The organism is Rhizomicrobium electricum (assembly GCF_011762045.1).
Classification (GTDB): Bacteria; Pseudomonadota; Alphaproteobacteria; order Micropepsales; family Micropepsaceae; genus Rhizomicrobium; species Rhizomicrobium electricum.
The window spans coordinates 37,587-64,012 of the sequence record NZ_JAASQS010000012.1; the positions used below are offsets into that span (position 1 = coordinate 37,587).

Here is a 26,426-nt window from a genome sequence, read left to right on the forward strand (position 1 = left end):
GGACACCCCGCCCGGTGCGTTTCGTGTTACGGCAGGTCTCCTGGCTCACGGGTCGTCGTCGCTACCGGTCTTCCCGGCACAAAAAGGCGCCAGTGACACGCCTTGGCAGCGACTCGCCGCTTACAGTTGCGGGGGCAGCACCGGTTGAGTCCCGGTTTCCCTCTTGGCCCCAGATGTCGTGTTGTCTGAGGAACCGTAACGCCAGATAGGGTAATTTTTGCGTTACGGCTCCGTCAAGCAAGCAAGCGCTGCTGTGACAACAAGAGCCGCGAACCGCACCTCATAAGGCGGGTGTCCTCGACCATTGATGCAATTGACAGGCAGTGTCGGCGCCGCGCAGTCTTGCCCGAAGGCGAGGAAAACGATGCGCAGTCTGTTGCTTGCGTGCCTGATGGCGGCACCTGCGGCCGCCGGAACCGTTTCGACGCTGAACGTGATTGCCATCGAGGGTGGCGCGCCGACCGCGGTTGCAACCGCCTCCGGAATCTTCGAAGCGCCGAACTGGACCCCGAATCAGGACGGCTTCGTCATCAACCAGGACGGCCGATTCTTTCGCGTGCCGATGAGCGGAACTGCGCGAACGCCGTTCGACACCGGCGGACTCAAGGGCTGCTGGGGCGAACACGGTTTCTCGCCGGACGGAAAATGGTTCGCCCTCTCCTGCCCGGCAGCGGGCGAGCACGGCCCCGATGTGCATGTCATTCCAGCGAACGGGGGCACAGCGCAGCGAATCACCCGGCAACCGATCTCGTTCTTTCATGGCTGGTCGCCAGACGGCGCGAACATTGTTTTCACATCGATCCTCGGCAACCACGAAGACATTTATACGGTGCCGGTCGCGGGCGGCGCGCCGCAGCGACTCACCCGCGAAGGCCTTAACGACGGCGGCGAGTATTCGGCCGACGGCCGGTTCATCTATTTCAATTCGAACCGCACAGGCGCGATGCAAATCTGGCGGATGCGCACCGATGGCTCGGACGCGAAGCAGATCACCAACGACGGTTTCGACAACTGGTATCCGCACCTTTCGCCGGACGGCAAATGGATGGCCGTTCTCAGCTATGCCAAAGGCGAAGCGACCAGCGGCCATCCGATGGATAAGGATGTAACACTGCGCCTGATCGCGCTGGACGACGGCCGCACGCGCGTGCTGACCCATCTCACCGGCGGCCAAGGCACGTTCGATTCGCCGTGCTGGTCGGCGGATTCCAAACGCATTTCCTTCGTCAGCTACGAAATGGAAAAACAGCCATGAAACTCACGCTCACCCTTGCGTTGGCCTTCACTGCTGCGGCGACGGCCGCCCCGACCCGACCGGCGATCACCGCCGTTTCGCACCTCGCCGTCTATTCCGCCGACATGGCGAAGTCGGATGCGTTCTACACGGCGAAGCTCGGCGCGGTGAAAGGCGCCGATCCGGAAAATCCGGCGGGTGTGCGCTACTACTTCAATCCGCGCCAGTTCGTCGAAGTGCTGCCGCTGCCCGCGGGCACGCCGGAAAAACTGCGCATGGCCCATGCCGCCTATATCACCGCCGATGCCGAAGCAATGCGCGCCTATCTCAAGGCCAATCGCATCAAAGTGCCGAGCAAACTGACGACCGGCAAAGACGGCTCGAAATGGTTCGAGGTCGCCGATCCCGAAAACAACACGGTGCAGTTCATCGAGCAGCCCAAGACGCTGCCGGACGTGCCGGTCAATCCGCTGTCCGGCCACATCATCCATGTCGGCATGATCACCCACGATCAAGCGCTGATGGATAAGTTCTATCGCGGCCTGTTGGGCTTCCGCGGGTATTGGGCGGGCGGCATGCATCCCGGCCACAACACCTGGATCTCGCAGCAGGTGCCCGACGGGCGCGACTGGATGGAATACATGCTGGTCGAAGGCAAGGAGAAGACCGGCATTCCCGCCGACATGCCGCAAGCGACCGCGGGCGTGCTCAATCATTTCGCGCTCGGCGTCGGCAACATGGAAAAGACCGTAACGCTGCTTGCGGGTGGCGAACGCATTTCGGAAAAATCCGACGGGCCCAAGATCGGCGCCGACGGCAAGTGGCAATTCAACATGTACGACCCCGACGGCACCCGCGCCGAATTCATGGAATTCCATGCCGTCATCAAGCCGTGCTGCACGCCGTTCACGGCGCCCGATCCGGAAAATTGACGCGCAGCGGCCTTGCGCGCCGTGCATGAGCAAAATCTCCAGTCGTGCCTATCTCAAAGCGGTTGGAGGACACGATGGCCAAACCTGACGTTGCGCTGACCTTGATCGGCGGCCCCACCCTTCTGATCGAAGTGGACGGCTTGCGGCTTTTGACCGATCCGACCTTCGATCCGCCCGGCACTTATCAAGCCAAGGATATCGTGCTCGAAAAACTGCGCGGCCCGGCGCTGCAACCCAGCGAAATCGGGCGCATCGATGCGGTGCTGCTCAGCCACGATCAGCATTGGGACAATTTCGACCGCTCCGGCCGGGAGTTTGCTGCAACAAAAACCGTGATCACAACGCCGGTGGGCGCCGAGCGGCTCGGCAATGGCGCGATGGGTCTGGCGCCCTGGCAGACCATGCCCCTCGGCGATCTCGTGATCACCGCAGTTCCGGCCCGCCACGGTCCGCGCGGCATCGAACCGATCTCGGGCGACGTGACCGGCTTTCTCATCGGCCGTCCCGACGAACCCGGCCTGATCTACGTTTCCGGCGACACGGTCTGGTACGAACAGACCACCGAGATCGCCCGGCGCTTTCGGCCGCGGCTGGCGGTGCTTTTCACCGGCGAAGCCAAACCGCGCGCCAACGTGCATGTGACGATGGATTCGAACGACGTCATCGAAGCGGCGCACGCCTTTGCCGAAGCCACCATCGTCGCCATCCACAATGACGGCTGGCGGCATTTCACCGAGACTCAGAGCGAACTCGAAACCTCGCTGAAACTGCTCGGCCTCGAGGCCCGCTTCCGCCGCCTCACGCCGGGACGGCGCGAAGTGGTCACGCTCTAGAGCGTCCGGCAGCCGGACGGAAAACCGCTTCACACTTTTCCTGGCTGCACTCCTATTTCGCCCACTGCGCCAGCCAATCGGCGACGGCTTGCGGCGTCATGTGACGGGCGTCGGCGAGCGCCGAGACATTGCCCGGATTGACGAACTTGCCGTCGGGCTCGGCGATGATCACCGAGGGCACGCCTTCGAGCCGCTTGGTGATGCCGAAACGTGCCGGTACGGAAAGGTTCTTGTCGAAGCGGCCGACATCGACCGTCACCACCTCGAAATACTTGGCGATGAACGGCTTCATCTCGGGCAGCGCCATGATGTTGGCGAGCACGATGCAGTCGCCGCACCAGTTGCCGCCGAGATCGATCAGCACCCGCTTGTGGCTCTTCTTGGCGCGCGCGAAGGCGGCATCGACCGCCGCCGGCGCGTTGGCGGCTTCGTCGTAGGGCTTGCGCTCCACCACCGGCAGGGCGCTCATCTCGGTCACCGCCAGCTTGGGCGCCGGCGCGGCCAGCGCCGACCCGGCCAGCAACACCGCCGCGAGACCAATGACCAAGCCTTTCATCGTTAACCGTCCTCTGATGGTCGCCGTGCGGGGCACGGCAACGAAAATGTGAATGCCTTGCGGCGCAGCATAGCGTAAAAACGCGGCAACTCTATCGAGGGGAGCCTCCATGAAACGATTTGCCCTAGCCGCCGCGCTGGTCCTTTCCACCGCGCTGGTACCTGCGTCCGCCGCCGACGTACCCGACAAATATATGTGGGATCTGACCGAGCTTTATCCCAGCCCCGATGCCTGGACGGCCGCCAAGGACAAGGCCGCCGCCAATATCGCCAAGCTTCCCGCCTATAAGGGCACGCTCGGCAAAAGCGCCGCCGATCTGTTCGCCGCGCTCGACGCCGCCAGCAACGCCCGTCGCGAACTCGACCGCCTCGCGGTCTACGCCGCCCTCAAGGCCGACGAGGACGTGAACATTTCCAAGAACCAGGAACGCCTGCAACTGGCCCAGGCGCTGGGCTCGTCGTTCGGCGAAAAGACCGCCTGGCTGACGCCGGAAATCCTGTCGGTCGGCGCCGAAAAAGTGAAGGCGTTCGAAGCCGAGAAGCCCGAACTGAAGAAGCGTTTCGGCTTCTGGCTCGACAACATCCTCCGGAACGCGCCGCACGTGCTCGGCGCCGAAGCCGAACATGTGATGGCCGCCGCCGGCAACGTGCTGGCCCAGCCCAACAGCATCTACAGCCAGCTTTCCAACGGCGAACTGCCGTTCCCGGCCGTGACCTTGAGCGACGGCACCAAAGTCGAGCAGCTCGATCAGGCGCAGTACTCCAAGTACCGCCAGTCGGAAAACCGCGCCGACCGCAAGGCGGTGTTCGATGCGTTCTGGAAAACCTGGAAAAGCTATGAAGGCACCTTCGGCGCCACGCTGAACACCCAGGTGCTGGCCGAAGAATTCGATGCCAAGGAACGCAAGTTCGTGCGCCCCGACGGCACCCCGAACGCGCTCGCCGATGCGCTGTTCTCCGACAACATGCCGGAAGCGGTCTATCGCCAGCTCGTCGCCCAGGCCAATGCCGGCCTGCCGACCTTCCATCGCTATCTGAAGCTGCGCAAGAAGCTGCTCGGCATCAACGGCGATCTCGCCTATTACGACATGTATCCGTCGATGTTCAAACTCGACACGCCGCTGAAATTCACGGTCGAGGACTCCGAGAAGATCGGCCTCGAAGTGACCCAGGCGTACGGCCCCGAATACACCGGCCTGCTCAAGAAGGGCTTCGCCGGGCGCTGGATGGACGTGCTGCCGCGCAAAGGCAAGGCCTCGGGCGCCTACATGAACGGCTCGGCCTACGACGTGCACCCCTATCTGCTGCTCACCCACAACGACGATTACCAGTCGCTGTCGACGCTGGTGCACGAGTGGGGCCATGCGGTGCATACGCTGCTGACCGAAGAGACACAGCCCTACGAAACCTCCAACTACTCGACCTTCACCGCCGAGACGGCCTCGATCTCCAACGAGTTCCTGCTCGCCGACTACATGGTGAAGAACGCCAAGACCAAGGCCGAGAAGCTCTATTATCTCGGCCAGGAGCTGGAGCTGATCCGCACCACGTTCTTCCGCCAGACCATGTTCGGCGAATTCCAGCTCGCCTTGCATGAGGAAGTGGAGAAGGGCAACGCGCTCTCCGGCGCCAAGATGAGCGAGATCTATTGCGGCCTGCTCAAGAAGTACTACGGCGACGACAAGGGCGTGACCAAGATCGATCCGCAGTACTGCATCGAATGGGCCTTCATCCCGCACTTCTATTACGGCTTCTACGTCTATCAGTACGCGACCTCGATGGTCGGCGCGGCGGTGTTCACGAAGGGCATCGAAGCGGGCGACGCCAAGACCCGCGAACGCCTCATCACCATGCTGAAGGCCGGCGGCTCGGACTATCCCTACGAGCTCTACAAGAAGGCCGGTCTCGATATGGCGACCCCGGCGCCGTACAAGGCGCTGATCGCCCGCATGAACAACATCATGGACCAGATCGAGAAGCTGCAGAAATAAGCTTCGGGTCGGGACAAAACGAACAAGCCGGGAGACGCGAGTCTCCCGGCTTTTTTGTTGCCACCCCTTGTCGGGGAAGCGCTTATTTTGCTGTCGCGCTTCTTATCCGATAACCGGTTCCCACTTATCGGGAAGTGCTTATTTTGCTGTCGCGCTTCTTGTCCGATAACCGGTTCCCACTTATCGGGAAGCGCTCACTTGATCTCCCAGGTGATCGACACCGTGGCGGCAAGTTTCTCCTCGCCGCCTTCGAGCGGCACCGCTGCGGCTTTGAGGCGATAGCCCATCGCCATATTGATCGGCTGCGGCGCGCTCACGCCGCCTTCCTGGATCGACAGGATCGGCCCCAGGCTGACGCCCGCCGATTTGGCATAGGCTTCGGCCTTGGCGATGGCTTCCTTCACCGCTTCGGCGCGGGCTTCGGCGAGAAGCGGCTTCTCGTCGTGGATCGCAAAGCCGATGCCGTCGACCCGGTTGGCGCCCGAAGCGACCAGCGCATCGAGCGCGGCGCCGGCCTTGTCGAGACCGATGGTGACGGTGACGGTGTTGGCGACCTCATAGCCGACGATCTTCTGCGGGCAGGCCATGTTCGGCTTGCAGGCCTGATATTGCGGATTGAGCGACAGGTTCGAGGTCTGGATCGCCTTGTCGGGCACCCCCTGGCGCTTCAGGGTGGCGATCACGGCGTTCATCGCCTTGGTGTTGGCGGCCAGCGCCGCGCCGGCGGTCGGGCCCTGGCTGACCACCCCGGTCGAGAAACTGGCCTCGTCGGGGGCGGCCTTGGCGATGCCGGTGCCGGTCACGGTGAGCGTCCGCGGCGGAACCTGGTCCTGCGGGGCGGCGGCCAGCGCCGGGGCGGCCAAGATCAGGGCAAGAACGGAGACTGCTAAGTGCTTCATGGTCTTTCCTCCAGAAGCCCGCGCGGGCGGGCACGCCTACGCGACACCGTAATCCAGGCAACCCCAAGGCGGCAAAGTGGTACTTTGCGGCCGTTTCGGTTATGTGTCCGCGACGGTGGGGCCTGTAGCTCAGTTGGTTAGAGCTGGCCGCTCATAACGGTCTGGTCGCAGGTTCGAGTCCTGCCGGGCCCACCAGCGTCTACGTAAGGCGTTGATCCGCCGCAACTCGTTGATCGAAATCGGCTTCTCGCATCGCTCTGTGACACCGTAGTGTGACACCATGAGTGAGAACGACGTGCCCGGTTATCCTGGTTTGTATAGGCGTGATGGAAGCGATGTTTGGTACGTGCGGAAGAAGGTTCCGAGCGAACTCCGCATCATCTACATCGGCGAGAACAAGGGCCTTCAACTTCGTAAGAGCCTGAAGACCTCCAACAAGAAGGAGGCCATCCGGCTCTACGCGTCGGCGATGGCGGAGTTCGACCGCGAGTTCGAGTTGAAACGCGTCGAGGTGGACCAGAAGGACCATATCTCGCAGGTGCTGCTAACGGGAAGGCTCGAACGGCTCACCGACACTGAGATCGACGCCCTGGTTTGGTCGTGGTGGCAGAAGCGGGCCGCGCTTCGGCAACCGAACATCGACGCGTTCGACCTGCGTGAGACCCTCGATGTGATCGAGGACGATCTGCAGGCGGTGGTCGCGCCTCGCGCGGACGAAGAGGACCCAGCGAAGAGCGTCGCGGATCAGTTGCTGATCGACGTGGGCATCGTGGCTCGCCCGCGGAAGATCGGTGCGATCACTACGGTCGCGAAATCGCCGCTCGTGGACAGGACATCGGCGCAGTACCGCTATCTGTGTGATCGCGTGCGCATCGCCCTGGAGATCGAATGCAAGCTCGCCAGGGATCACCTCAAGGGCGAACGCTCCGCTCCTGCCGATCCGGTGTTCAACCCCGCGAGCGGGCTTCCCTTGCGGTCCAGTGGGGCTTCCTCGCCGAGAAACGTCGGCCAGTTGCTCACCGCGTACCGCTCCGAGCGCGAGAAGGAGTTCGGGACGGAGAGCACGGCGCGGAAGTTCGGTCTCCTGTTCAAGGTCATCGAGGAGGTCCTCGGTCGCGAGTTACCCGTCGCGGAGATCAAGCGCGAGCACTGCGTCGAGGTGATGGCCTTTCTCCGGGCGCTGCCCCCGAACGCCACAAAGCGGTTCCGTGATCGGCCGCTCAAGGCGGCGAAGGAGACGGCCGAACTGGATCGGCTTCCGGGGCTCGCGCCGAAGACGGTGGGCACGTACATGCAGAACCTCGCCGCCATCTTGAACTGGGCAGAGAAGAGTGGCTGGGATGTCGATGTGAATACCAAGGGTCTGGTACGTACCCGCGAGGCAATGGTGAAGCGCCGCGGCTTCACGCCCGACGAGCTGTCCACGTTGTTCTCCGAGCTGAGCAAGCTCCGCGATGTCCGCCCCACCCGCTTCTGGGTGCCCGCCATCGCGGCGTACACCGGCGCTCGCGCGGGGGAAATTTGTCAGCTCCGCGTCGAGGACGTGGTTGAAGAGCAAGGCGTCTGGTGCCTCAACCTGACCATGTTCGATGCGCGGGGGCGCAGGGCTATCGACAAGCGCCTCAAGACGCGTTCGAGCGAGCGGTTCGTGCCGCTGCACCCCGAGCTGCTGTCGTCGGGGTTGTTGACGTTCCTCGACACGCGGAAGAACGACGTACGCCTCTTCCCGGACTTGAAGCAGGGGCCGAAGGGCAACTACTCGCACGAGCTGTCGAAGTGGTTCGCCGCCTTCCTGGACCGGCTGAAGATGAAAGACCCCTGCCTCGTCTTCCACAGCTTCCGTCACGGCTTTCGCGATGCGTGCCGAGACGCATTGATCGCTCAGGAGACCGCGGAGGCGCTCGGTGGCTGGACAGGGGAGAACCAAGCGACCCGGTACGGTGATCGCGGGCGCGTCCCGGTGCTCGCCGAAGCCATCGCGAGGATCAAGTACGGCGATTTCCGTCTTAGTGCTCCGTGATCGCGGCCTGTAGTCGCGAGGCCGCAGGGCTGCTTGCGAATCGGCTGTGCGCGCAGGAAAGGATTGCATTAACTGAAGGCAGTGCTGACCAGAAGAACCGATGGCCGACAACGATCTCATTATCCGTCAGTTCGGCGGTGAACTTGGCAGTTTCTATTGCCCGGGGTGTGGTAGGCAAATTCTCCGGGCTGGTCAGTTACTACACACCGAGTGGTGTGACCATGTACTAGGTGCAATCGGGAACGAGCTTGCCTTTATCCCTGGGCCGAAAGTGACAAGGATCAAAGCTGCTGCGTGGCAGACGGTTATCGACCACAGTGCTGAGCAAGGTTACGAGGGGCCTGAGGATCCTCTGCTAATGGTGATGCCAGAGCGCGCGTTTTGCTTCTTGCTCATAGGAATTAACGACGTGGGGGAGCGCATCGGAATAACGTCGGTATTTTTGGACGTTGATTGGAAACGTCAGAACACCGCCGACCGATCGGGATCATCATCAAAGCGACTACCAAAGAACCGATCTCGGCGCCAAATCATTCTTGATTAGGCCTCCGCACATAGCAGGCGATCGTGCCAACGTTCGACGACATTACGCGTTGCGATGTAAGACTGCACTGAAGAAGGCAAAGAGCTGCTCGTGACCCAGGTTGCAACGCGTTGCAATGGGAAGGGTCTGCGGCCCTAGCAGCCAGCCCACGCCGGTCTCACGTCCGCTTTCTGACCTTCTTGGCTGCGCTGCCCCGCCCTCGGCGCGGCCGGGCTGCACGGCCACCAGCGGAGCCAAAACCTGACTGCTGAAGAAGACGCGCGCCGTCAATCAGCCACGCCACCTGCTCTTCGCTTAATCCCTGAACCGCGGCTGAGATCCGGCTGGCCAGCGGCGGGGAGGTTTCTCCGAACAAATCCTGCGGACGAACATTGAGCGCCTTGGCGAGGGCAGTGATCGTCTCGAAGGATGGGGAAGCTCCGCCTTGTTCGATCCGGCGCACCCATTCCACCGACATGTCGATGGCTTCGGCGAGCTGCGGCTGCGTCATGCCGAGCCCGATGCGCATTTCGCGCACACGCTTTCCGAAGATGTGTTCCAGACGAGCCATCAGCGCCTCCACGTATTGTGTGACGCGATCAGAGGCCTGCGGCGAGGAACTCTAAGTGCATGTCTAGACAGCACTCAGAGTGCTGGTATGGTCCGGCCCCGCGGAATTGCGTTGCGGAGCGTGGAATTGGATACCCTTGTTGATGGTCTGACCTTTGTTTTCGTCCTTGGCGCCTTTATCCCCCTCTCAGCAGTCATCAAGCCGTGGGGGCCATTCAAGCGCCGACGGATCGGGGGTGTTGTTGCCCTTCTGGCTTTCATCGCCGGAGGGATGCTGATCCAGATGCCACCGGAGCGCCCCGCTGCTATCGCGCAGGCGGAATGGGATCGCCGCATCGCACTCTGCCGTGAGCACGCGGCTGGTCAGTTCAGGGATTGTGTTCGGGACACCGCAGAGCTGAAGAAGGCCGAACAGCAGGCGGACGAAGATAAGCGGGCAAAACTCGCCGAGGAACGCGCGGCGGCGGCGGCGAAATCGCCGGAGGCGAAGATAGGCCCAAGCGTATTGAAGCCGTACACGAAGAAGGACGACCCCGACATCTTTGCTGCCTGGGGACCGAAAGGCGTTCAGCGCATCGAGGACCTGCGCAAAACGGCAGCCTACGGGGTTGCCAAGCAGGACAAGTGTGATGCTGTAGACCTAGTTGAAATTGCGGACCAGCGTTCGAAGGCGCCCTCCAGGATCACCATCTACGTGCAGTGCCACAACGAGGCGCGGTACTTCCTGACGCAGGCTGAGATCGGCCGCGGGGTGTTCTTGAGCGAGGACGACCGCGATGAGGCCGTCAAGGCGGTACCGTTCCGGAACGCGTGCTCGGAGGGTACTCAGTCGATGCTCCGGTACCCGTCCTCCTACAATCAGCACATCTTCGGCAGCGGTACCTTCACGGACGACGACGGTAATCATGGCATCACCGTGGACTTCGATGCCCAGAACGGCTTTGGCAACAAGATACCCCAAGTCGCCCAGTGCACTCTGATGCCGGATGGGAAGATCAAAATCCGCATCCACAACCGGTGAGGCGCCCAGGTCCTGAGATAGCGGGCGGCTTGAGATCACGGCCAGCGCCCGCGCATGGGTTCCTGGGCCGATTTCCACCAGCAGATGTCGTCAAAACCGCCTCCCATGACCTCTAAATTTTGCAACAAGTTGCAAATTGCGATAGGGAAAACTTGCAACCCGTTGCAACGGACGGCCGCGGTGAGGCGGAGCAGCCCCGGAGTTCGACCAGCGGGATGACGTTTGACTTCGAACACTATCTGACCCTGTTGGAGCCGTTCCGGGTGCCAGCGCCGCCCCTGCCCGGCCCGGATGCGCGCCTTGCCGAATGGCGGTGGCCACCACTTCGACCCTACAACGGCTTCTCCGGCGAACTGCGCGTCCGTGTGTGGCAGCTCCAGCGCTTCGCACTCGATGCGGGGACCCTCGCCCGGCCGCAAGTTTGCTCAGTCTGCCGCAGCCGCGCACACGTCGGATTTCACAACGAGACCTACGCCGACCCTTGGAATATCATCCCGCTCTGTCATGCCTGCCACATGGCCGTACACGGGCGCTTCAGGCACCCGGATGCGTGGGCGCGGTTTCAAACCCAGCATCATCGATCCGGCGAAGAACAGTGGTTCGAGATGCTGCCCGGAACGCTTATCGCCTTGGACGGACGGCTGAGGGCGAACTCGCCCTCCGGGTAGCCCCCCGCGCACGGTCGGCAACAGTGCACCACGATTTTCCGTTAGCCACGTCTGTGATCGTGCTAGAATACGGTTTGATTTGGAGGGGCATCATGGCTGATAAGAAAGTCGTATTCGTAGCCTTCGCCATCGAAGATGAGCGGCAGCGAGATTTCCTGAAGGGGCAATCCCTTCATCCACGCGCGCCCTACGAATTCATCGATATGTCGGTGAAGACTGCATATGAGTCAGAGTGGAAAGATAAGGTCCGCACGCGCATCAAGCGTTCGGACGGTGTGATCGTCCTCGTCAGCAAGAATTCGCTGACGTCTGCGGGACAAAAGTGGGAAGTGGCTTGCGCCAAAGAGGAGCATAAGAAAATCCGGGGTATCTGGGCTTACTCAGATGACCGGACGAATCTGGAAGGAGTTACGACCTACACCTGGAGCGACAACAACATCAGCAACTTCATAGACTCGCTCTAGGTATGCGCAAAGCCCTGATCGTCGGCATCGATCACTACACGCACCTGCCCCCATTGTCCGGATGCGTAAACGACGCCTACGGCGTGAAAAACGCCCTGGAGCACCACGCAGACGGAACCAAGAACTTCGTCACACCAAAACTCCTGTTGGGAAGCGGTCCTGCAGACGTCGTAACAAGGGTTGAACTCCGTACCGCCATTCAAGAACTGTTCGCCGACGACGCGGAGATTGCGCTGTTCTACTTTGCAGGACACGGCTGCGTCGAAGACACTGGTGGCTACCTTTGCGCTGGCGACAGCGATACCGGTGACGATGGTATCGCGCTTAATGACGTGATCACCTGGGCGAGCAATTCGCCCGCCAAGAATAAGGTGATCATTCTTGATAGCTGTCATAGCGGCAGCGCCGGAAATAGGCCCACTGCAGGCAGCACGGCAGAAATCAAAGAAGGTATGACGATTTTGACCGCGTCCACCGCACGGCAGTCTGCGATGGAAACACCGGGGGGCGGAGCAGGCGTCTTCACCTCGCTGCTAATCGACGCTCTGAATGGCGCGGCCATGAATCTCGTCGGTGATGTCACTCCCGGTAGCGTTTATGCTCACATCGATCAGTCGTTAGGGCCGTGGGCTCAGCGCCCCATGTTCAAAACCCACGTGAAGTCCTTCGTGTCTCTGCGCCGTGCAACACCTCCAATACCCTTGGCGGAACTCCAAGCCTTGGCCAAGCACTTTCCATCACCCGGATTCAAGTTCGCCTTGGACCCCGCCTACGAGCCGGAACGTACCAAAGAGCAGCTCGAAGACCCTTCGATCCCACGACCTGATCCAAAGAAAAACGAGGTCTTTGCGGTCTTGCAGCAGTATGTCAAAGTCAACCTTGTTCGCCCTGTAGGAGCGAAACACATGTGGCACGCAGCCATGAACAGCAAGGCATGCGAGCTGACAGTACTGGGTGAGCACTACCGGAATTTGGTTGCGCAGGGCCTAATTTGAATGACCGACGACGATATCGATGGTCTGCTCGCCCGGTTGGTGGAGCGGCTTGCTTCGGTCGAACACGAGCGATGGTCACACTGGCAGAGGTACCTTCATAGCAAGTGCGTTCCTCAGGCTGACGGTACGCTCGTGATACCCAAAGAGCTGGTCGAGATATGGTCCAGACAGAGCTCGACCTCATATGCGGGGTTGTCGGAGGTCGAAAAGCAGAGTGACCGTGAACAGGTCCAGCGATATCTACCGCTCATTGCCGAAGCACTAAAGGCGAGCCGGTAACGATCTGGGCGTGCGGCACCAACTCTGTTGAATCGCTGCTAGAGTTATGTCTCATGTCTCGGAACGGTCGTTCCGAGGTTTGATATGCCCACTCGCTTCGTTGCCTACTACCGGGTCAGCACCGCCAAGCAGGGCGCTTCCGGCCTTGGCCTAGATGCTCAGCGCCGCGCGGTCGAGGAATACGTGAAGTCGGCGAAGGGTTCTCTGCTGGGGTCGTTCGAGGAAATCGAGAGCGGGAAGCGCAACGACCGTCCAGCCCTCGCGCGGGCGCTGGCCCACTGCCGCATGACCGGCGCGAAGCTGCTCATCGCCAAGTTGGATCGGCTGAGCCGCAACGTGGCGTTCCTCGCCAACCTCATGGAGGGCGACGTGGACTTCGTCGCCTGCGACATGCCAACGGCGAACAACCTCACAATCCACATTCTCGCCGCGGTAGCGCAGGCGGAGCGCGAAGCCATCTCAGCGCGCACGAAGGCGGCACTGGCATCGATCAAAGAGCGCCTCGATGCGGGTGAGGAGTACATCTCCCGCCGCTCCGGCAGGCCCATCGGTCGCCTGGGGGGGCCAAACGGGTTGACGGTCTCCCGGCCGGATTTGGGCACCGCCGCCGTGATCACCAGGGCGAATGAGCACGCAAAGCGGCTGGAGCCCACAGTCCGCACACTGAGGAACGAGGGGATGTCCTACGCCGCCATCGCCGCCCGCTTGACCGACCTTGGTGCTGCCACGCCGCGGGGCGGAGCTTGGACCGCCATGGGCGTGAAGCGTGTGCTGTCCCGGCTGGAAACGATGTGATCTCGCACTCGCGGCAGCGTCCTGCCATGCAGACCGAAGTAATGTCCACACATCGCCGCGATGGAGCATCCCTGGGGCACTTCGCCAAATTGTGCGGCGTGCGCCGTGCTGCGATCCAGCGCGTCGAGAAGCGCGCGGCGTGGTCATCCCGGCAATTTGTCCATAGTGCCCGGCGATGCCCGCGCTGGGTCAGACCCCCGCACCGACATCTCTATAGAGCAGCAAACTTCAATTCATGAGCAACATCATCGTCCCGTGACCAACGAGCCTACCGCCTATGATCGCTTCCGCGATAGCCGCCACCTTCCTCCCCTGGACTGGCAAGTATGCCCCACCGCGGGCGAAGCGTTCATCGACAAGACCAAGATCATCTTGCCGGGCACCATCGAGTTCGCGAATGACCATCTTCTGCGGCAGTGGTTCCTGCAGCTTGCCGAGAACATGCTCGACCATGAGTGCAGGTTATTCGGAAACCCTGATTGCAGGAGTACCCGCTATTGGTCCATCGAGACCGTTACCCACGGATGGACAATCGGAGCAGAGCTGACCGTCAAGCCTGCAGGTTCACGCGCGAACTGGACGCTCGCCCTGAACCTCAACCCGACCCGAACCCTCGTTCACTTACAGTCCCGCTACCAACCTTGCGAGTTTCATAGCCTCTTCGGACGTGAATTCTTCGTTGCGCAGCCCGCCGCGCATGCCTCAATTCGCTCACTAGACCAGCACGACAACATGCTGCTCGGGCGGTACGTCCCTGGGGCACAACGCGCCCGCGAGCGATATTTGAGCGTCTTCCTTGAGACCTTCGAGCTGGGCTTGCAGCGCCTCGTCCAAGAACTGCTCTGCGAGACAGCCCCCGGACGGTTCTTCACATATGACGGACCTTCCATCACGTGGCCCCAAGCTGCATCGGATGGCCACCACGACTCATCGGCTGCGGCCACCGTCAGGGTGAACTGGGGAGAGATTTCGCTTAGCCAATGCGAAGTATACTGGGAGCGGCGCGTGGCCCGGGCACTTCCCTGGATGCGCGCATTTGCCGATCACGCGCTCGCTGCCGCGCGCGATGTCAGGATACGGCGGTACGAGACCGAACGTGAACTCGTCGTCGCACGCGAAGCCGGATCACTGGTCGTCACCATTCCCCTCGATGCCACCCGGTCCCGGCATAAGGCCGAAAAGGAGCTGGTGGTCTACGCCAAGGATGATGATCGCATCCGCTTCGAGGTCCGATACCACTCAAACTTGCCCGACGTGATCTCGAACAGCGCCCCGCGTGACTTCAGACGGCTCAGCTCCCTCTTCATGGCGGCCCGCGCCGACGCATTGACGCGCCTGCCATGGCTCCGCTTCGGCGAAATCATGCGGGAAGCCCCCCCTGTTCCGGCCTCCGAGTTGATCCCCCTCGTTGACTTCATCCGGCAAGAGACAGAGCGACACCCCGGTGCGTTCAGGGGTGCCTTGGAAGCATTGCTCTTGACCGGTGGCATCTCGGAAACAGATGGCGGCGGATGGGCGTCAGCGGAGCTCCTGACCCGGCTCGTTCGGCGAGGGGTCCTCGAACCGAGCAGGCTAGTTCGTCATCAACGCGGCACTAAGCGCTACCGCTTAGCCCGTCGCTACCTTGGCCTGCTGACGCTGTTTCGCCTACCAGGAGAAGCCGAACCCCTGGATTAACTGCGCCTTCGCAATAGATGCCCACCCTACAAGCCACATGTAGCTTCTGCGCGCATCGGTGCATGGGCGCTACTCTTGATACGCTTTGCAACTGGCTTCACTTTTTTGATCTGCAGAATGGCCGTTAGGCCCTTAGACATCGGATAGACCATGGCGTCGCCTTGATGGCGATGGAGCCGGAGATGCTCCGCGTCTACCGCGGCGGCGGCGACATCCACTGTGCCACTGCGGCGGCGGTGCTTGGCGTTGACGAAGCCGCGTTCATGTCCTGGAAGAAGGACAGTCGCCGACTGATCGACTGCGCGAACGAGATCAAGGGAGCGGGGGACGATCCTTCGGTCGCTCAATCCTGGGAAGCGCAGCGAAGCTGCTGGTGAACGAATACTTCAAGCTCAAGAGATACCAAGCGAAGGCGGCAGAGCGCGCGCTCACAACTGTCATCGCGGCAGCCCCATACCAAGGATTTGGTATGCGTGAAGTTGGCGCGCATTAGTTGAACCTGCAAACAGAACATCCATATGGAAGTTCGGCAGCAGCCTAGCAGCTAGGCAGAGGGGCGAGCGCATGAAACTGAAATAGCTGGAGAAAATCATGAGTAACGAACACATGCGCGCACAAGAGCTGCATGCGCGCTTGAACGCTTCACCGGTTAGGGGTGTCACGTTCCCCGAACCTCCCACTCGAAAACAAGTGAGTGGGGGTCGCAAGGCGTGGAAAGTCCGCGGGGTCTGCGAGGTGTGCGGCGAGACCAAGGAGTACTGGGTCGACAACATTCTCTTTGGGAAGACAACACAGTGCACATGCTCACGAGGGGTGAAGCACGGCGGATCGAAGGGGGCCAAACGCCACAATCTCGCTGCTCAGCGCTGGGCTGAACGCTACGATGCGATACTCCAGCGATGCCGCAACCCCAGGAACCCCCAATACGCGGACTACGGTGGTCGAGGGATCGAGTTGAGGTTCGAGAGCCGAACCGCGTTCGTCCTGTACATGCTGGCGGAGTACCCGGATGTCTCTCCCACTGGCCTGGAAATCGATCGCGTAAACAACAACGGGCACTATGAGCCGGGAAATCTGCAGCTGGTACCTTGCAGGGTCAATCTCCGCAACACGCGCCGGAACGTCCTGGTGGAGTACGAGGGGCTGTCCGTGGTTGCGAGCGATCTCTGGCACCTTCTGAGGACCGACTACCCTGACATGACACTCGGCAGGTCAAGGACCACGAAGCTGGCACTTGAGGGTATCCATTGGTCCGACATCGTCAGCCGTAACGGCCGCGGGGCGTACACACCGGGAAAGCTCGATATCGTAGACCCCGACATAGTCGCCCTATACCGGTCCCCACTCGATCCGACGATCCACTGATTGCGAGCGAGAACCGATCCGGCACGAGAGCGGCCACGGATTGCGCCCGTGGCCTTTTTCCTGTTCTCAGCTCGTGCCGAACCGGCATACGAACGGGACCCAGGGATGTGAGCTTTGGTATTTACCTACTGCATTCCCCATATTTCCGCTTTGGGATTTGCAACCGGGCGCAATCTGTAGAACCGCTCTAAATTAGGTGCCCCAAGGTTTTTTTTACCGCATCCCACAGCGTCGATCGATAATGTCAAAGGCTTGATCGTACTGTGTTCCGTCTTCCTCAATTTCGATCCTGATGCGCCCGGCCCACAAATTGAGTTCGCTCTCGCCTTGAGCCACAACCACTCCGAGAGTAGGAGGATCAGGATACCCACCGAGGAGGGACCGCTATGGCGCGGACCTGGAGGGGGCGGCCCTTCAATGCCAGAGACTTCATGAAGGACCTGGAAAAGCAGATCATCGATAAAGCGCTGAACGAGCTCCTCAAGCGAAGTCGGGCGGCGGGCGCCTCTCTGACGGATCCCGAAACTGGTGTTCACCCTCTGGTATTTGCGTGGCGCACTCCGCCGAAGGGTGTCCTAATCACGACTAACGGTTCGGAGAGCTACGCCATAGCCCTGGAGAGACGTTTGGATAAGCAACGTACTGACGAGAGTAAACGAATGGAAAGCGATTCACCTGTCGTCTATCTCGCGCACGCGTCCGAAGACAAGCCCGCCGCACGGCCTATCGCCGAGCATCTGGTCGCGAACGGCATAGAAGTCTGGTTCGACGAATGGGAAATCGGAGCTGGCGACAGCCTACGTCGGAGGATGGACGAGGGCCTAGGCGCGTGCACCCATTTTGTGGTGCTGCTCACAGAAAAGTCTCTGAAGAGGCCTTGGGTGAACGAGGAAATCGATGCAGGCTTCGTTCAGAAAGTCGAAGGTAGGTGTAAGTTTATCCCGTTGCGCATGGGCCTCTCGCTGATCGCGCTACCACCACTCCTGAAGGGGATACTTTCCCCTGAAATCGACCCCGAAAGTCCACCAACGCTTCGCTACCTCGTTGACCAAATACACGGCGTGAGTGCCAAGCCGCCTCTTGGGGAGAAACCTCGTTACGTTCAACGCGTCGGCGGATTGGCTCATCTGTCTCCGGCCGCAGTCGCTATCGGCAAGCACTTTGCCAACGTGAATACCACGGGTGCAGAATTTGAACCTCAATTGAGCCCTGAAGAGGTCGCCGACGCTACCGGTCTGAGCAGCGAAGACGTCGAGATTGGCATCCTTGATTTGGTTCAGGCCGGGATGCTTCACGAAACTGACGTTATCGGAGACAGTACGGTCTGGGCTTTGGGACCGCTATTCATCACCTTTGATGAGCACGTCCACGGCTGGCGCCCTGCCGATGACGCCAGGGCGCTAGCAGCAGTGATGGTGAACAACGGAAGGGATGAGTACGACCCGGAGGAATTGATGGAGCTTACGGGTTGGTCCAAGCGTCGCATGAACGCTGCACTTCATGCAGTGGAGAAAGCGGATATCGCCCGGTGCGAACAGTATTTAGACGGGACCGACTGGGCCGTGAGCAGCCTTAGAGTATCGCCTCAAACCCGCCGTGCCGCACGATCCGCATGATCCGCATGATAGAGCATTCGCTTTAGTCTCATGGTGAAAAACGGCATAAACGACGATCAACAGTTCAGGATGACATCGGACCTCGAGCGGCTACGCACGCCCGCTCAGGCCTACGGCGGCCCACTCACGGCAGAACAAATTGAATATCTATTGCGAACAGTCCCGGGAGCACGACGGGCGGCCCAGGGCGTGTTCGTCGAGCTTCCAAAGGGCTTCTTCCACATCACCCACATCCGACCATCACAAGAGCTCATAAAGTCGGTTGAGGACCTCGATTATTACCAAATATGCACCCCAAAGGAGACCGCGCGCCTTCGGGAGATCAAGACGGCCCACGACTACCTGCTCATGATCCGCGCCAATGCCATCGTTGAAAATCCACGATTGCTACGAGTCATGGCAGCACGTCGGCAGAAGTGGGAAGCCACCGGCCGACGCTGGAGCCTGAGCGACTATTATGCCAGTCTCAACCGCGCCCCGAAGCGGTATGTGGCCCGGTTGGCGCGGGCGCAACAGAGGACGATACGGGCGATCCCATACGGCTTTTCAGCGGTTAGGGAAGCCAACGCCATCTGTATGCGGTCGCTTGTGGGCGATGTGATAACGGCTTCGGAAATGCTCCGAGAGTTCTTCTATTTCGTCGTTCTCTGTCTGACTGGCGCTAACCGTGACATCGACATACCGGACTGTTCGACGGCGGGATTGATAGCACTCCGGATCATGATTGGGAGCGAAGCGCAGGATTTCGATCTAGACCCCCGTTGCTCACCACACCCCCGGCTGGAGGCGGAGATCCGCGGCCAGGTCGATGCGATGTTAGAATTCACGTTCGGCCATGAATTCGCGCACTATCTGCTCGGCCATCTTAATGGCGGTATCAGCGGAGAGAACTGCATCGAGAAACATCCTCGCGATGACGAGTTTGCGGCTGATCGAGGCGCGGTGCTGAACGTCTCCGAACCCAAGGCGCGCCGAAGCATGGCCGAGGCTGCATATATGGTCTTCTTTGCCCTTCACCTGATCGACGAGGTAGCATCAGTACATTCGGAGGTACCTCGCTTTTCGGGCTCATCTTCACACCCTCAACCGCTTGATCGAATTTGGTCACTACACGATGTGTTAGGCAGAGCCGACGCGCCGCGACGAGGTGCACTTCTCAAAGTTTTGGAAGTCGTTGCTAGAGTTAAAGAAATGCTCCTCACCCATATCGGCGCAGTCAGGCCGGACATCCTGACATTCTACGGTTCTCTTTACCTGGAAGGGCTCGGTGGCCGACTTAGAGAAGACCGCATTGAATTCTAGTTAGGCGCGTTTGGTTTGCGGGACTGATGGCCGAACCGCACCTCATCGTTGCGACAACGCTCCACCTGCGCTATCTAGCGGCCAAGGACTGTGACACCTTGCTGTGACACTTTCCGACGCCCACGGACGATTTAAGTTGCTGATTTCGTTCATGTCGCGGCGATAACGGTTCGGCTCCTGCCGGGCCCACCAGTCACCCTTTCGCGGTCGCTCGCCGGTATCCGAATCGAACCAGATACGTGTTCGGCCGAACGTCACCGCCGTCAGGCGGGACGAATGCGGAAGGCGCAAGCGTATTTGCTGGGCGGAGTGGCGGGGGCCTCGATGTGCAGGCCTGCGGGTCCGCGGCGCCAGCGGACGGGCTTGTGCGAACCCAAGAGTTCGATCCGGCCGATCCGCTGCGGGTAGTTCGGCGCCCCTTCGGCCAACGACGCAATGTCGATCCTGCCGTCGGCGGGCCAGCCCAGCACAATGGCGTAGAGCGTATCGCCTTTGGTGGTGAACCGAATGTCGCGATGGTCGAATTTCAGCGCTGAGAACTGATAGGCGCCGAGCTTCTTGGCGGAGGTCGACGGACCCTCGCCGTAGATTTTCCAAGGGCGCGTACCCTTGATCGCTTCGTTGTTGACCGCCTGCCAGGCGATGAGTTCGTGCAGGAAGGCCATCTCGTCGGCGTCGGGCTCGCCATGTCCCGGCAGCGGGATGTTCAATAAGAGATTGCCGTTCTTGCTGACGATGTCGACGAACATCGGGATGATCGTCGATGGTTTTTGATAGGCGTGGTTCGCCAACAGCGAGCGGTCGTAATGCCAGCCGCCGATGCAGGCGTCGGTCTGCCAGGGATCCTTCTGGATGCTGTTTTCCATCGCCGCTTCGAAATCGCGGGTGATGGTGTCCCACACCGGCTCGGGAACCTGTTTCAGATTCAAGACGCCGTCGAGCCGCCCGCCATGGCGCCGGACATTCATGTTCAGATAATAGGCCATGATCTGGGGTGCCAGATCGGGCATGCCGAGCCACACCTTCAGATCGGGCGCGAACGGACCGCCGGCATCGAAATCGAAGGTCGCGCTGTCGTCGAAATAGAGAAGGTCGGGATCGTAGCTGTCGATGAGGTCCTGCAGCCGAGCCAAGAAATGGCGCACGAATTCGGGCGCCGGCGTGTTCTTCGCGTGCGGTTTGCCGTTGAGAAGTTGCGGGTCCATGCCCTCCCACCACGTGCCCTTGCCGTCGGCGATGGTCTGCAAACCGTCATACGGCACGCCCGCCAGCGGGCCGGTCGCATCGGATTTGTAGCGGACGGGAAGAAACTCGTCCCACACCCGATGCGGCGTCGCATGATAGCTGACGCCGAAGCGCAAGCCGTGCGTCCGCGCGATTCCGGCCCAGGTTCCGACGATATCGCGCTTGGGACCGACATTGACCGAATTCCACGGCTGATGTTTCGAATTCCAGCAATCGAAATTGTCGTGGTGATTGGCGATGGCGACGAAATATTCGGCCCCCGCGCGCTTGTACAAGCGCATGAGCGCTTCCGGATCCCAACGCTCGGCCCGCCAGAGATGACAGATGTCCTTGTAGCCGAACTTGGACGGATGGCCGTAGGTTTTGACGTGATAGTCGTATTGCGGCATGCCCTGGATGTACATGTTGCGGGCATACCAATCGCCCTGCTCGGGCACGCATTGCGGCGTCCAGTGCGCCCAGATTCCGAGCTTGGCATCGCGGAACCATTCCGGCGTGCGATAGGCCTTGAGCGAATCCCAGAACGGCAGGAACGGCCCCTCCGGCGCATCGCCCTGGAACAACGAACCGCCGGACGCGCGGGCAAAGCCGCCGAGAGCGATGGCGGCAGCAGCGGACGACAAAACGGCTCTGCGGTTCACCATCACATCCTCGCGCAATTGCACTATACCGACGGCCTCGGCTTGGCCGCCTTTGTGCGGACGACCAGAGCACCGGGCTTCAGTTTTCCATCCAATGCCAAGGCTCCGATGCGGATGCTGCCGGACTGCTTGGTGGACTGCACGATGATCTGCGCCAAGCCGTTGAACAGCGAACGGGCAGGCTGCTTGTCGCTCTCCAGACAGTTCGGATCGCCGTTGCCGACGCCGATCAACCGGCCCGCGCCGGTAACCTGGAAGGCGAGCTTGTCGTTCGCGGTCGGCACGGCGCGGCCGCGGGCATCGAGCGCTTCGACTTTGACCAGCACGACGTCCTCGCCATCGGCCGCAATCGCGGTGCGATCAGCGGTCAGCCGCAGCGCCACGGCCGGTCCGGTGGTCTCCCGCTTTTCGGTGAGGACGAGTTTTCCGCCTTTGTAGCCGCGCGCTTCGATCGCGCCGGGCGCATAGACGGCCTTCCACTGAACATGCCCGAGGCGCGGAACATCCTGACGGCCGAGACTTTTGCCGTTCACCAGCAACTCGACCGCATCGAGATTGGAGTAGACCCAAACGGAGATTTCCTGGCCTTCCTTGCCGGCCCAATTCCAGTGCGGGAACAGGTGCAGCGACGGCTCTTTCCGCCACCACGCCGTGTAGTAATAGAAATAGTCCTTGGGGAAGCCGCACATATCGACGATGCCGAATTGCGAGCTGATCGACGGCCAGCCGTAAGGCGTCGGCTCGCCGCGGTAATCGAATCCGGTCCAGGCGAAGCCGCCGGCCAGCCAGTCGCGCGTGCCGTAGAAATTCCACCACGCTTCCGGCGTCTTGCCCCACTGCACCACGCCGTCGTAGCTGTTCACGGTATTGCGCTTGGGATCGGACGTGTATTCGCCGCGCGTGGAAACCGCGCTCGAGGTTTCCGAGCCGACCACCGGGCGCTGCGGATGTCGCTTGTGGAATCCGTCCGGACGGTCCTCGCCATAGTTGAAGCCGATCACGTCGAGCGAATCGGAGACGCCCTTTTCGTTGTCGCCGTTGACGGCGGCGGTGACCTGCCGCGTCGGATCGAGTTCGTGGCAGCGCTGCACCATCGTGGCGGCGATCTTGACGCCCTGTTCGGCCATCTTGTCCTGCAGCAGCCACTCTTCGTTGCCGATCGACCACAGGATGATCGACGGCGAATTGCGGTAGCGCTTGATCATCGCTTCGAGCTGCGCCATGCCCTCCGGATTGGAGTTCATCAGCCGCGTCTCGCACAGCATCATCACGCCGGCGCGGTCGCAGGCTTCGACCCACTCCGGCGCCGGCATGTTGTGCGAGGTGCGCACGGCGTTACAGCCCATTTCCTGTAATACCGACAGGCGGAAACGCTGCAGCGCGTCCGGCAGAGCGGCGCCGACACCGGCATGGTCCTGATGATTGCAGGTGCCTTGGATCTTCAGCACCTTGCCGTTGAGCAAAAAGCCCTTGTCGGCCTCGAACACCGCGGTGCGCACGCCGAAGGTCACGACCTCGCCGTCACGCGCTTTGCCGCCGGTCGAAACCGTTACCGTCGCGGTATAGAGATTGGGCGCATCGGGCGACCACAGTTGCGGATCGGCGATCGCAGCCGAGGCGCCGAATTCCGCCGCGCCATCCGCCGGAACGGTGTGCTCGCTTTGCGCCGTGGCGACGGTTTTGCCCGCGGCGTCGCGGATCACCCAGCTCACTTTGGCAGCGGCAGGCTGGCGATCCCGGTTTTGCACCACCGTAGCGAGCGCCAGCGTCGCCGTGTTTCCGTTCAGCGACGGACGCACGGTGCTCTCCCAGCGGCCGAGGTGAACGGCATCGGTCTTGGTGAGCCACATATGCCGGTACACGCCGGCGCCTTCGTAGAACCAGCCGTCGCCGAAACTGGCATCGACCCTGAGAACGATGACGTTCTTGCCGCCATAGACCAGGAAATCGGAAAGGTCGAAGCGGAACGGGGCATAGCCATTGGTGTTGCGGCCGATGAAACAGCCGTTGACGAACACCAGCACATCGCGGAAGGCGCCGTCGCACTCGAGCGTGATGCGGCGGCCAAGATCGGCCGCAGCGATGTCGAATTCGTGCCGGTACCAGCCGACACTGGTCTCGGGATAACGGCGGCCGAGCGGCTTGTAGCCGTGCGAACGCAGCTGGCTGTCGCCCTTGGCGTCGTCGTCCTTGACGAACGGCAGCTCCACGGCCCAGTCGTGCGGCAGATCGAGGACGCGCCAGGCGGAATCGTCGAAGCCGGGCTTGGCGAAGGCGAACTCGCCGGTCTTGGCGAAATCGCCCTGGCCCATGCCGAAGCCGAAATCCTTGGCCGGATCGCTGCCGTGGCCGAAGGCGAATTTCCATCCGAAGTCGAACAGCAGGCGCTCGCGCGGCGCGACCGTGGTCTCGGCGGCGGCGGACGGAACGGTGGCGGCGCCCGCGAACGACGCACTGCTCAGCACAACGGGAGCCGCTGCGCCGGTGGCGACGAGATCGCGGCGGGTGATTTCGACCATGCTACTCTCCTGACGATTTATGGCGCGGTTTCGGCCGGCAGAACGCTGATTTCGGCGATGCCCGCGGCGGTCCCTTTCGCCAATTTCAAGGCGGTGAAGCGGAAGAAGCGCGCCGTGACGGGGGCGAAGGTCGCTTCCTGAAGAAGCGGACTGTTCTCGATATTACCAAAGCGGCCTTCGCTGGAAATCGTCCAGATGCGCCCATCCAGGCTGGTTTCGAAGCGATAGGTATCGACCGCGCCGGCGGCGTCGCCGCTCGGCAAATAGGAGAAGCCGCCGATCGCCAGCGCCCGCCCCATATCGACGGTGAGAGACGTCGGCAGCGTCTTGCCCTGCCATATGGTGGCCGGATCGCCGTCGATCGCCTTGACGCCGTCCGCCGACGTCCAGCCGGCAGGCGCAAAGCCCGAAAAGCTCTTGGAGGCCATCATGCCGAGGCGGCCGTCCGCCCCCACGCAGGCGGCATTGACCACACCGCCGCGAACGAGCGCAACCGGACCGGAGTAGACCGGCGATGTCGGTGTGGGCACCGAGCCGTCCACCGTGTAGACGACTTTGAGACCCTTGGGGCTGTTGAGCGTCACCAAACCATCGACCGTACGCTCGGAGATCACCGGCGGCCGCACCAGTTCGGCCTGCTTGAACAGTCCGATCTCGGCCAATGCCGGCTCCAGGCGGGCCGCCGTGATGCGGATGCGGACCCGGTCGCTCGTCACCGGCGTATCCCAGCGCAACAGGCGCTTGTGGCCGATGGTCGTTTGCGCGTCGATCTGCTTCCAGGCCGAGCCGTCCCAGACATCGACGGCGAAATTTTCGATGCGCTGACCGCGACGGTCGACGGCTTCCTGCAACGAAACCACATCGAAGGTCACCGGCGCCGGAAGCTGCAGGGTCAGCGTCGCCTGACGCTGGCCGCGCGCGGCCTCCCACCAGGTGTCGAGACTGCCGTCGAGAACGCGGGCCGCGGCATGCCCCTTCGCCGTGCTGTCCGCGGTGAGCGTGCCGCCGGCGGCGAGGTTCTTGGCGAACGTGTCCTTGACCACCTCCGCCATCAGCCGCAACGAAGCGAGCTGATCGTCCGGAATCAATCCGCGCGTATCCGGCGGCAGATTGAGCAGCATGTTCCCGTTGCGGCCGACCGATTGGTAGTAGACGTCGACCAGATCCGCCGCGGTTTTCACGCGCTTCTTCGGATGCCAGAACCAGCCGTACAGGATGGAGGTGTTGACCTCCGCCGGAAACCACCACAAATGCGATCCGGGTACGAGCTTGGCGCGGCTGCCGAGATCCTCGTCCTGCATGTCGGGCCAGTTGAAGTCCGCCGGGGCCTTGGGCAGCGGAATCACGCTCCATTCGGTGGTGCGGCCGACGCCGCTTTCGTTGCCGACCCAGCGTGCATCCGGCCCCTTGCCGAAGATCATGGCACCCGGCTGAAGCTTGCGGATCAGATCGTACCACGCGGCATAGTCGTAGGTTTCGTGCACGCTCGGATCGGGATTGGCGCCGTCGAACCAGACTTCCTGCACCGGTCCGTATTCGGTCAGCAGCTCGTAAAGCTGGTTGAGGAAATAGCGGTTGTAGTCGTCCACCGTGTAGCTGAAGCGGCCGAACTTCGACGCTCTCGGCTTGGCAGGATCGCTGGTGAAGCTGGCGGGATCGGTCGGGATCGTCGAACGCTTCTTGGCGCTGTCGTCGCCGTAATAACCGGACGGATTTTTCGGATTGGTCTTCAGTTGCCACAGGTCGGCGGGCGACAGATAGAGGCCCAGCTTGACGCCGTGCTTGCGCGCCGCATCGGCGACCTCGCGCACCAGATCGCCCTTGCCGCCCCGCCACGGACTGGCCGCGACCGAGTGGTCCGAATAGCGCGTCGGCCACAGATTGAGGCCGTCGTGATGTTTGGCGACCAGGATGATCTCCCGGCCGCCCGCCTCTTTGATGGTACGAACCCACTGTTCGGCATCGAGCGCGGAGGGATTGAAAATCGCCGGATCTTCGCGGCCATCACCCCATTCGAGGCCGCGGAACGTGTTCGGCCCGAAATGCAGGAAATAGGTGTTTTCCAGCCGCATCCAGGTGCGCTGGTTGGCGCGCGGCAGCACCTTGGCGGCTTTCTCCGCGATTACCGCCGCGGAATCGCCCGCCGCAATCACCTGGACATCGGCATACGGGATGGCCTTCTCCGCCGGCTGCCCGAACGCAGCGGTAAAGCCGAGCATTGTGACGGCGGCGGCACACGAAATCTTCGACGGCATGACAGGCATCCTGCTGAACGGGGTACG

Annotated in this window: 22 protein-coding genes, 1 tRNA gene and 1 riboswitch; of the genes, 17 read left to right on the forward strand and 6 right to left on the reverse strand. The window is 61.6% G+C overall.

The window, feature by feature from the left end; all coding sequences use genetic code 11:
* Positions 1–13: 13 nt before the first annotated feature.
* Positions 14–213, reverse strand: a riboswitch (cobalamin riboswitch).
* 151 nt (positions 214–364) lie between these two features.
* The 3 genes from FHS84_RS20480 to FHS84_RS20490 all read left to right on the forward strand — a co-directional run bounded on the left by FHS84_RS20480 (position 365) and on the right by FHS84_RS20490 (position 2,999).
* Complete coding sequence (locus FHS84_RS20480; protein WP_166937409.1) at positions 365–1,255, forward strand: TolB family protein; 891 nt, start codon at positions 365–367, stop codon at positions 1,253–1,255.
* Positions 1,252–2,166, forward strand: coding sequence for a VOC family protein (locus FHS84_RS20485; protein WP_166937410.1), 915 nt, complete (start codon positions 1,252–1,254; stop codon positions 2,164–2,166). The genes FHS84_RS20480 and FHS84_RS20485 overlap by 4 nt, the downstream gene beginning before the upstream one ends.
* Positions 2,167–2,240: 74 nt before the next feature.
* Complete coding sequence (locus tag FHS84_RS20490) at positions 2,241–2,999, forward strand: MBL fold metallo-hydrolase (RefSeq protein WP_166937411.1); 759 nt, start codon at positions 2,241–2,243, stop codon at positions 2,997–2,999.
* A gap of 52 nt (positions 3,000–3,051) precedes the next feature.
* Here FHS84_RS20490 and FHS84_RS20495 read toward each other — a convergent pair whose 3' ends face one another.
* Positions 3,052–3,555, reverse strand: a complete 504-nt coding sequence (locus FHS84_RS20495) for a thioredoxin family protein (protein WP_166937412.1) — start codon at positions 3,553–3,555, stop codon at positions 3,052–3,054.
* Between the two features lie 109 nt (positions 3,556–3,664).
* Between FHS84_RS20495 and pepF the strand changes: the two genes are divergently transcribed.
* Positions 3,665–5,545 carry an oligoendopeptidase F gene (gene pepF, locus FHS84_RS20500; protein WP_166937413.1) on the forward strand — a complete coding sequence of 627 codons (1,881 nt, stop codon included), beginning with the start codon at positions 3,665–3,667 and terminating at the stop codon, positions 5,543–5,545.
* Between the two features lie 194 nt (positions 5,546–5,739).
* Here the strand turns inward: pepF and FHS84_RS20505 are convergent, their stop codons facing one another.
* Complete coding sequence (locus tag FHS84_RS20505) at positions 5,740–6,444, reverse strand: SIMPL domain-containing protein (protein WP_166937414.1); 705 nt, start codon at positions 6,442–6,444, stop codon at positions 5,740–5,742.
* Between the two features lie 118 nt (positions 6,445–6,562).
* Between FHS84_RS20505 and FHS84_RS20510 the strand changes: the two genes are divergently transcribed.
* From FHS84_RS20510 to FHS84_RS20520, 3 genes are all read left to right on the forward strand, one after another.
* Positions 6,563–6,639 (forward strand) — tRNA-Ile (locus FHS84_RS20510).
* Between the two features lie 85 nt (positions 6,640–6,724).
* Positions 6,725–8,464: a DUF6538 domain-containing protein gene (locus tag FHS84_RS22310; protein ID WP_341801851.1), complete on the forward strand. Its 1,740-nt coding sequence runs from the start codon at positions 6,725–6,727 to the stop codon at positions 8,462–8,464.
* 100 nt (positions 8,465–8,564) lie between these two features.
* Positions 8,565–9,008, forward strand: coding sequence for a hypothetical protein (locus tag FHS84_RS20520; protein WP_166937416.1), 444 nt, complete (start codon positions 8,565–8,567; stop codon positions 9,006–9,008).
* A gap of 157 nt (positions 9,009–9,165) precedes the next feature.
* Here FHS84_RS20520 and FHS84_RS20525 read toward each other — a convergent pair whose 3' ends face one another.
* The gene (locus FHS84_RS20525) at positions 9,166–9,558 is read right to left on the reverse strand and encodes a helix-turn-helix domain-containing protein (protein ID WP_166937417.1); all 393 of its coding nucleotides are present in this window, start codon (positions 9,556–9,558) and stop codon (positions 9,166–9,168) included.
* A 126-nt stretch (positions 9,559–9,684) separates the two neighbouring features.
* Between FHS84_RS20525 and FHS84_RS20530 the strand changes: the two genes are divergently transcribed.
* The 10 genes from FHS84_RS20530 (at position 9,685) to FHS84_RS20575 (ending at position 19,739) form a co-directional block, all read left to right on the forward strand.
* Positions 9,685–10,578, forward strand: a complete 894-nt coding sequence (locus FHS84_RS20530; RefSeq protein ID WP_166937418.1) for a hypothetical protein — start codon at positions 9,685–9,687, stop codon at positions 10,576–10,578.
* Between the two features lie 215 nt (positions 10,579–10,793).
* Entirely contained in the window at positions 10,794–11,246 is a 453-nt protein-coding gene (locus tag FHS84_RS20535; RefSeq protein WP_166937419.1) for a PHD finger domain-containing protein, read from the forward strand.
* Between the two features lie 92 nt (positions 11,247–11,338).
* On the forward strand, positions 11,339–11,710 hold the full coding sequence (locus FHS84_RS20540; protein ID WP_166937420.1) for a TIR domain-containing protein: 372 nt from the start codon (positions 11,339–11,341) through the stop codon (positions 11,708–11,710).
* A gap of 2 nt (positions 11,711–11,712) precedes the next feature.
* Positions 11,713–12,705 (forward strand): caspase family protein, encoded by a 993-nt coding sequence (locus FHS84_RS20545; protein ID WP_166937421.1) that lies wholly within the window; start codon positions 11,713–11,715, stop codon positions 12,703–12,705.
* Between the two features lie 363 nt (positions 12,706–13,068).
* The gene (locus FHS84_RS20550; protein ID WP_166937422.1) at positions 13,069–13,779 is read left to right on the forward strand and encodes a recombinase family protein; all 711 of its coding nucleotides are present in this window, start codon (positions 13,069–13,071) and stop codon (positions 13,777–13,779) included.
* Positions 13,780–13,884: 105 nt separating this feature from the next.
* Positions 13,885–15,456, forward strand: coding sequence for a hypothetical protein (locus tag FHS84_RS20555; protein ID WP_166937423.1), 1,572 nt, complete (start codon positions 13,885–13,887; stop codon positions 15,454–15,456).
* Positions 15,457–15,620: 164 nt separating this feature from the next.
* A complete protein-coding gene (locus FHS84_RS20560; protein ID WP_166937424.1) occupies positions 15,621–15,833 on the forward strand; it encodes a hypothetical protein in 213 nt (70 codons plus the stop codon).
* A gap of 214 nt (positions 15,834–16,047) precedes the next feature.
* Positions 16,048–16,821 carry a hypothetical protein gene (locus FHS84_RS20565; RefSeq protein WP_166937425.1) on the forward strand — a complete coding sequence of 258 codons (774 nt, stop codon included), beginning with the start codon at positions 16,048–16,050 and terminating at the stop codon, positions 16,819–16,821.
* A gap of 431 nt (positions 16,822–17,252) precedes the next feature.
* The gene (locus FHS84_RS20570) at positions 17,253–18,437 is read left to right on the forward strand and encodes a toll/interleukin-1 receptor domain-containing protein (protein WP_166937426.1); all 1,185 of its coding nucleotides are present in this window, start codon (positions 17,253–17,255) and stop codon (positions 18,435–18,437) included.
* A 30-nt stretch (positions 18,438–18,467) separates the two neighbouring features.
* Positions 18,468–19,739, forward strand: a complete 1,272-nt coding sequence (locus tag FHS84_RS20575; protein ID WP_166937427.1) for a M48 family metalloprotease — start codon at positions 18,468–18,470, stop codon at positions 19,737–19,739.
* A gap of 263 nt (positions 19,740–20,002) precedes the next feature.
* Here the strand turns inward: FHS84_RS20575 and FHS84_RS20580 are convergent, their stop codons facing one another.
* Genes FHS84_RS20580 through FHS84_RS20590 form a run of 3 tightly spaced genes read right to left on the reverse strand, consistent with a single transcriptional unit; the run spans position 20,003 to position 26,399 of the window.
* Positions 20,003–21,628, reverse strand: coding sequence for an alpha-L-fucosidase (locus tag FHS84_RS20580; protein WP_166937428.1), 1,626 nt, complete (start codon positions 21,626–21,628; stop codon positions 20,003–20,005).
* Positions 21,629–21,648: 20 nt separating this feature from the next.
* A complete protein-coding gene (galA, locus tag FHS84_RS20585; protein WP_166937429.1) occupies positions 21,649–24,144 on the reverse strand; it encodes a beta-galactosidase GalA in 2,496 nt (831 codons plus the stop codon).
* A 17-nt stretch (positions 24,145–24,161) separates the two neighbouring features.
* A complete protein-coding gene (locus tag FHS84_RS20590) occupies positions 24,162–26,399 on the reverse strand; it encodes an alpha-L-fucosidase (RefSeq protein WP_208394005.1) in 2,238 nt (745 codons plus the stop codon).
* Positions 26,400–26,426: the final 27 nt, after the last annotated feature.

Coding starts and splice junctions, on each gene's coding strand:
- FHS84_RS20480 (WP_166937409.1), top strand. CDS start 365: ATGCGCAGTCTGTTGCTTGCGTGCCTGATGGCGGCACCTGCGGCCGCC.
- FHS84_RS20485 (WP_166937410.1), top strand. CDS start 1,252: ATGAAACTCACGCTCACCCTTGCGTTGGCCTTCACTGCTGCGGCGACG.
- FHS84_RS20490 (WP_166937411.1), top strand. CDS start 2,241: ATGGCCAAACCTGACGTTGCGCTGACCTTGATCGGCGGCCCCACCCTT.
- FHS84_RS20495 (WP_166937412.1), bottom strand. CDS start 3,555: ATGAAAGGCTTGGTCATTGGTCTCGCGGCGGTGTTGCTGGCCGGGTCG.
- pepF (WP_166937413.1), top strand. CDS start 3,665: ATGAAACGATTTGCCCTAGCCGCCGCGCTGGTCCTTTCCACCGCGCTG.
- FHS84_RS20505 (WP_166937414.1), bottom strand. CDS start 6,444: ATGAAGCACTTAGCAGTCTCCGTTCTTGCCCTGATCTTGGCCGCCCCG.
- FHS84_RS22310 (WP_341801851.1), top strand. CDS start 6,725: ATGAGTGAGAACGACGTGCCCGGTTATCCTGGTTTGTATAGGCGTGAT.
- FHS84_RS20520 (WP_166937416.1), top strand. CDS start 8,565: ATGGCCGACAACGATCTCATTATCCGTCAGTTCGGCGGTGAACTTGGC.
- FHS84_RS20525 (WP_166937417.1), bottom strand. CDS start 9,558: ATGGCTCGTCTGGAACACATCTTCGGAAAGCGTGTGCGCGAAATGCGC.
- FHS84_RS20535 (WP_166937419.1), top strand. CDS start 10,794: ATGACGTTTGACTTCGAACACTATCTGACCCTGTTGGAGCCGTTCCGG.
- FHS84_RS20540 (WP_166937420.1), top strand. CDS start 11,339: ATGGCTGATAAGAAAGTCGTATTCGTAGCCTTCGCCATCGAAGATGAG.
- FHS84_RS20545 (WP_166937421.1), top strand. CDS start 11,713: ATGCGCAAAGCCCTGATCGTCGGCATCGATCACTACACGCACCTGCCC.
- FHS84_RS20550 (WP_166937422.1), top strand. CDS start 13,069: ATGCCCACTCGCTTCGTTGCCTACTACCGGGTCAGCACCGCCAAGCAG.
- FHS84_RS20560 (WP_166937424.1), top strand. CDS start 15,621: ATGGCGATGGAGCCGGAGATGCTCCGCGTCTACCGCGGCGGCGGCGAC.
- FHS84_RS20565 (WP_166937425.1), top strand. CDS start 16,048: ATGAGTAACGAACACATGCGCGCACAAGAGCTGCATGCGCGCTTGAAC.
- FHS84_RS20570 (WP_166937426.1), top strand. CDS start 17,253: ATGAAGGACCTGGAAAAGCAGATCATCGATAAAGCGCTGAACGAGCTC.
- FHS84_RS20575 (WP_166937427.1), top strand. CDS start 18,468: ATGGTGAAAAACGGCATAAACGACGATCAACAGTTCAGGATGACATCG.
- FHS84_RS20580 (WP_166937428.1), bottom strand. CDS start 21,628: ATGGTGAACCGCAGAGCCGTTTTGTCGTCCGCTGCTGCCGCCATCGCT.
- galA (WP_166937429.1), bottom strand. CDS start 24,144: ATGGTCGAAATCACCCGCCGCGATCTCGTCGCCACCGGCGCAGCGGCT.
- FHS84_RS20590 (WP_208394005.1), bottom strand. CDS start 26,399: ATGCCGTCGAAGATTTCGTGTGCCGCCGCCGTCACAATGCTCGGCTTT.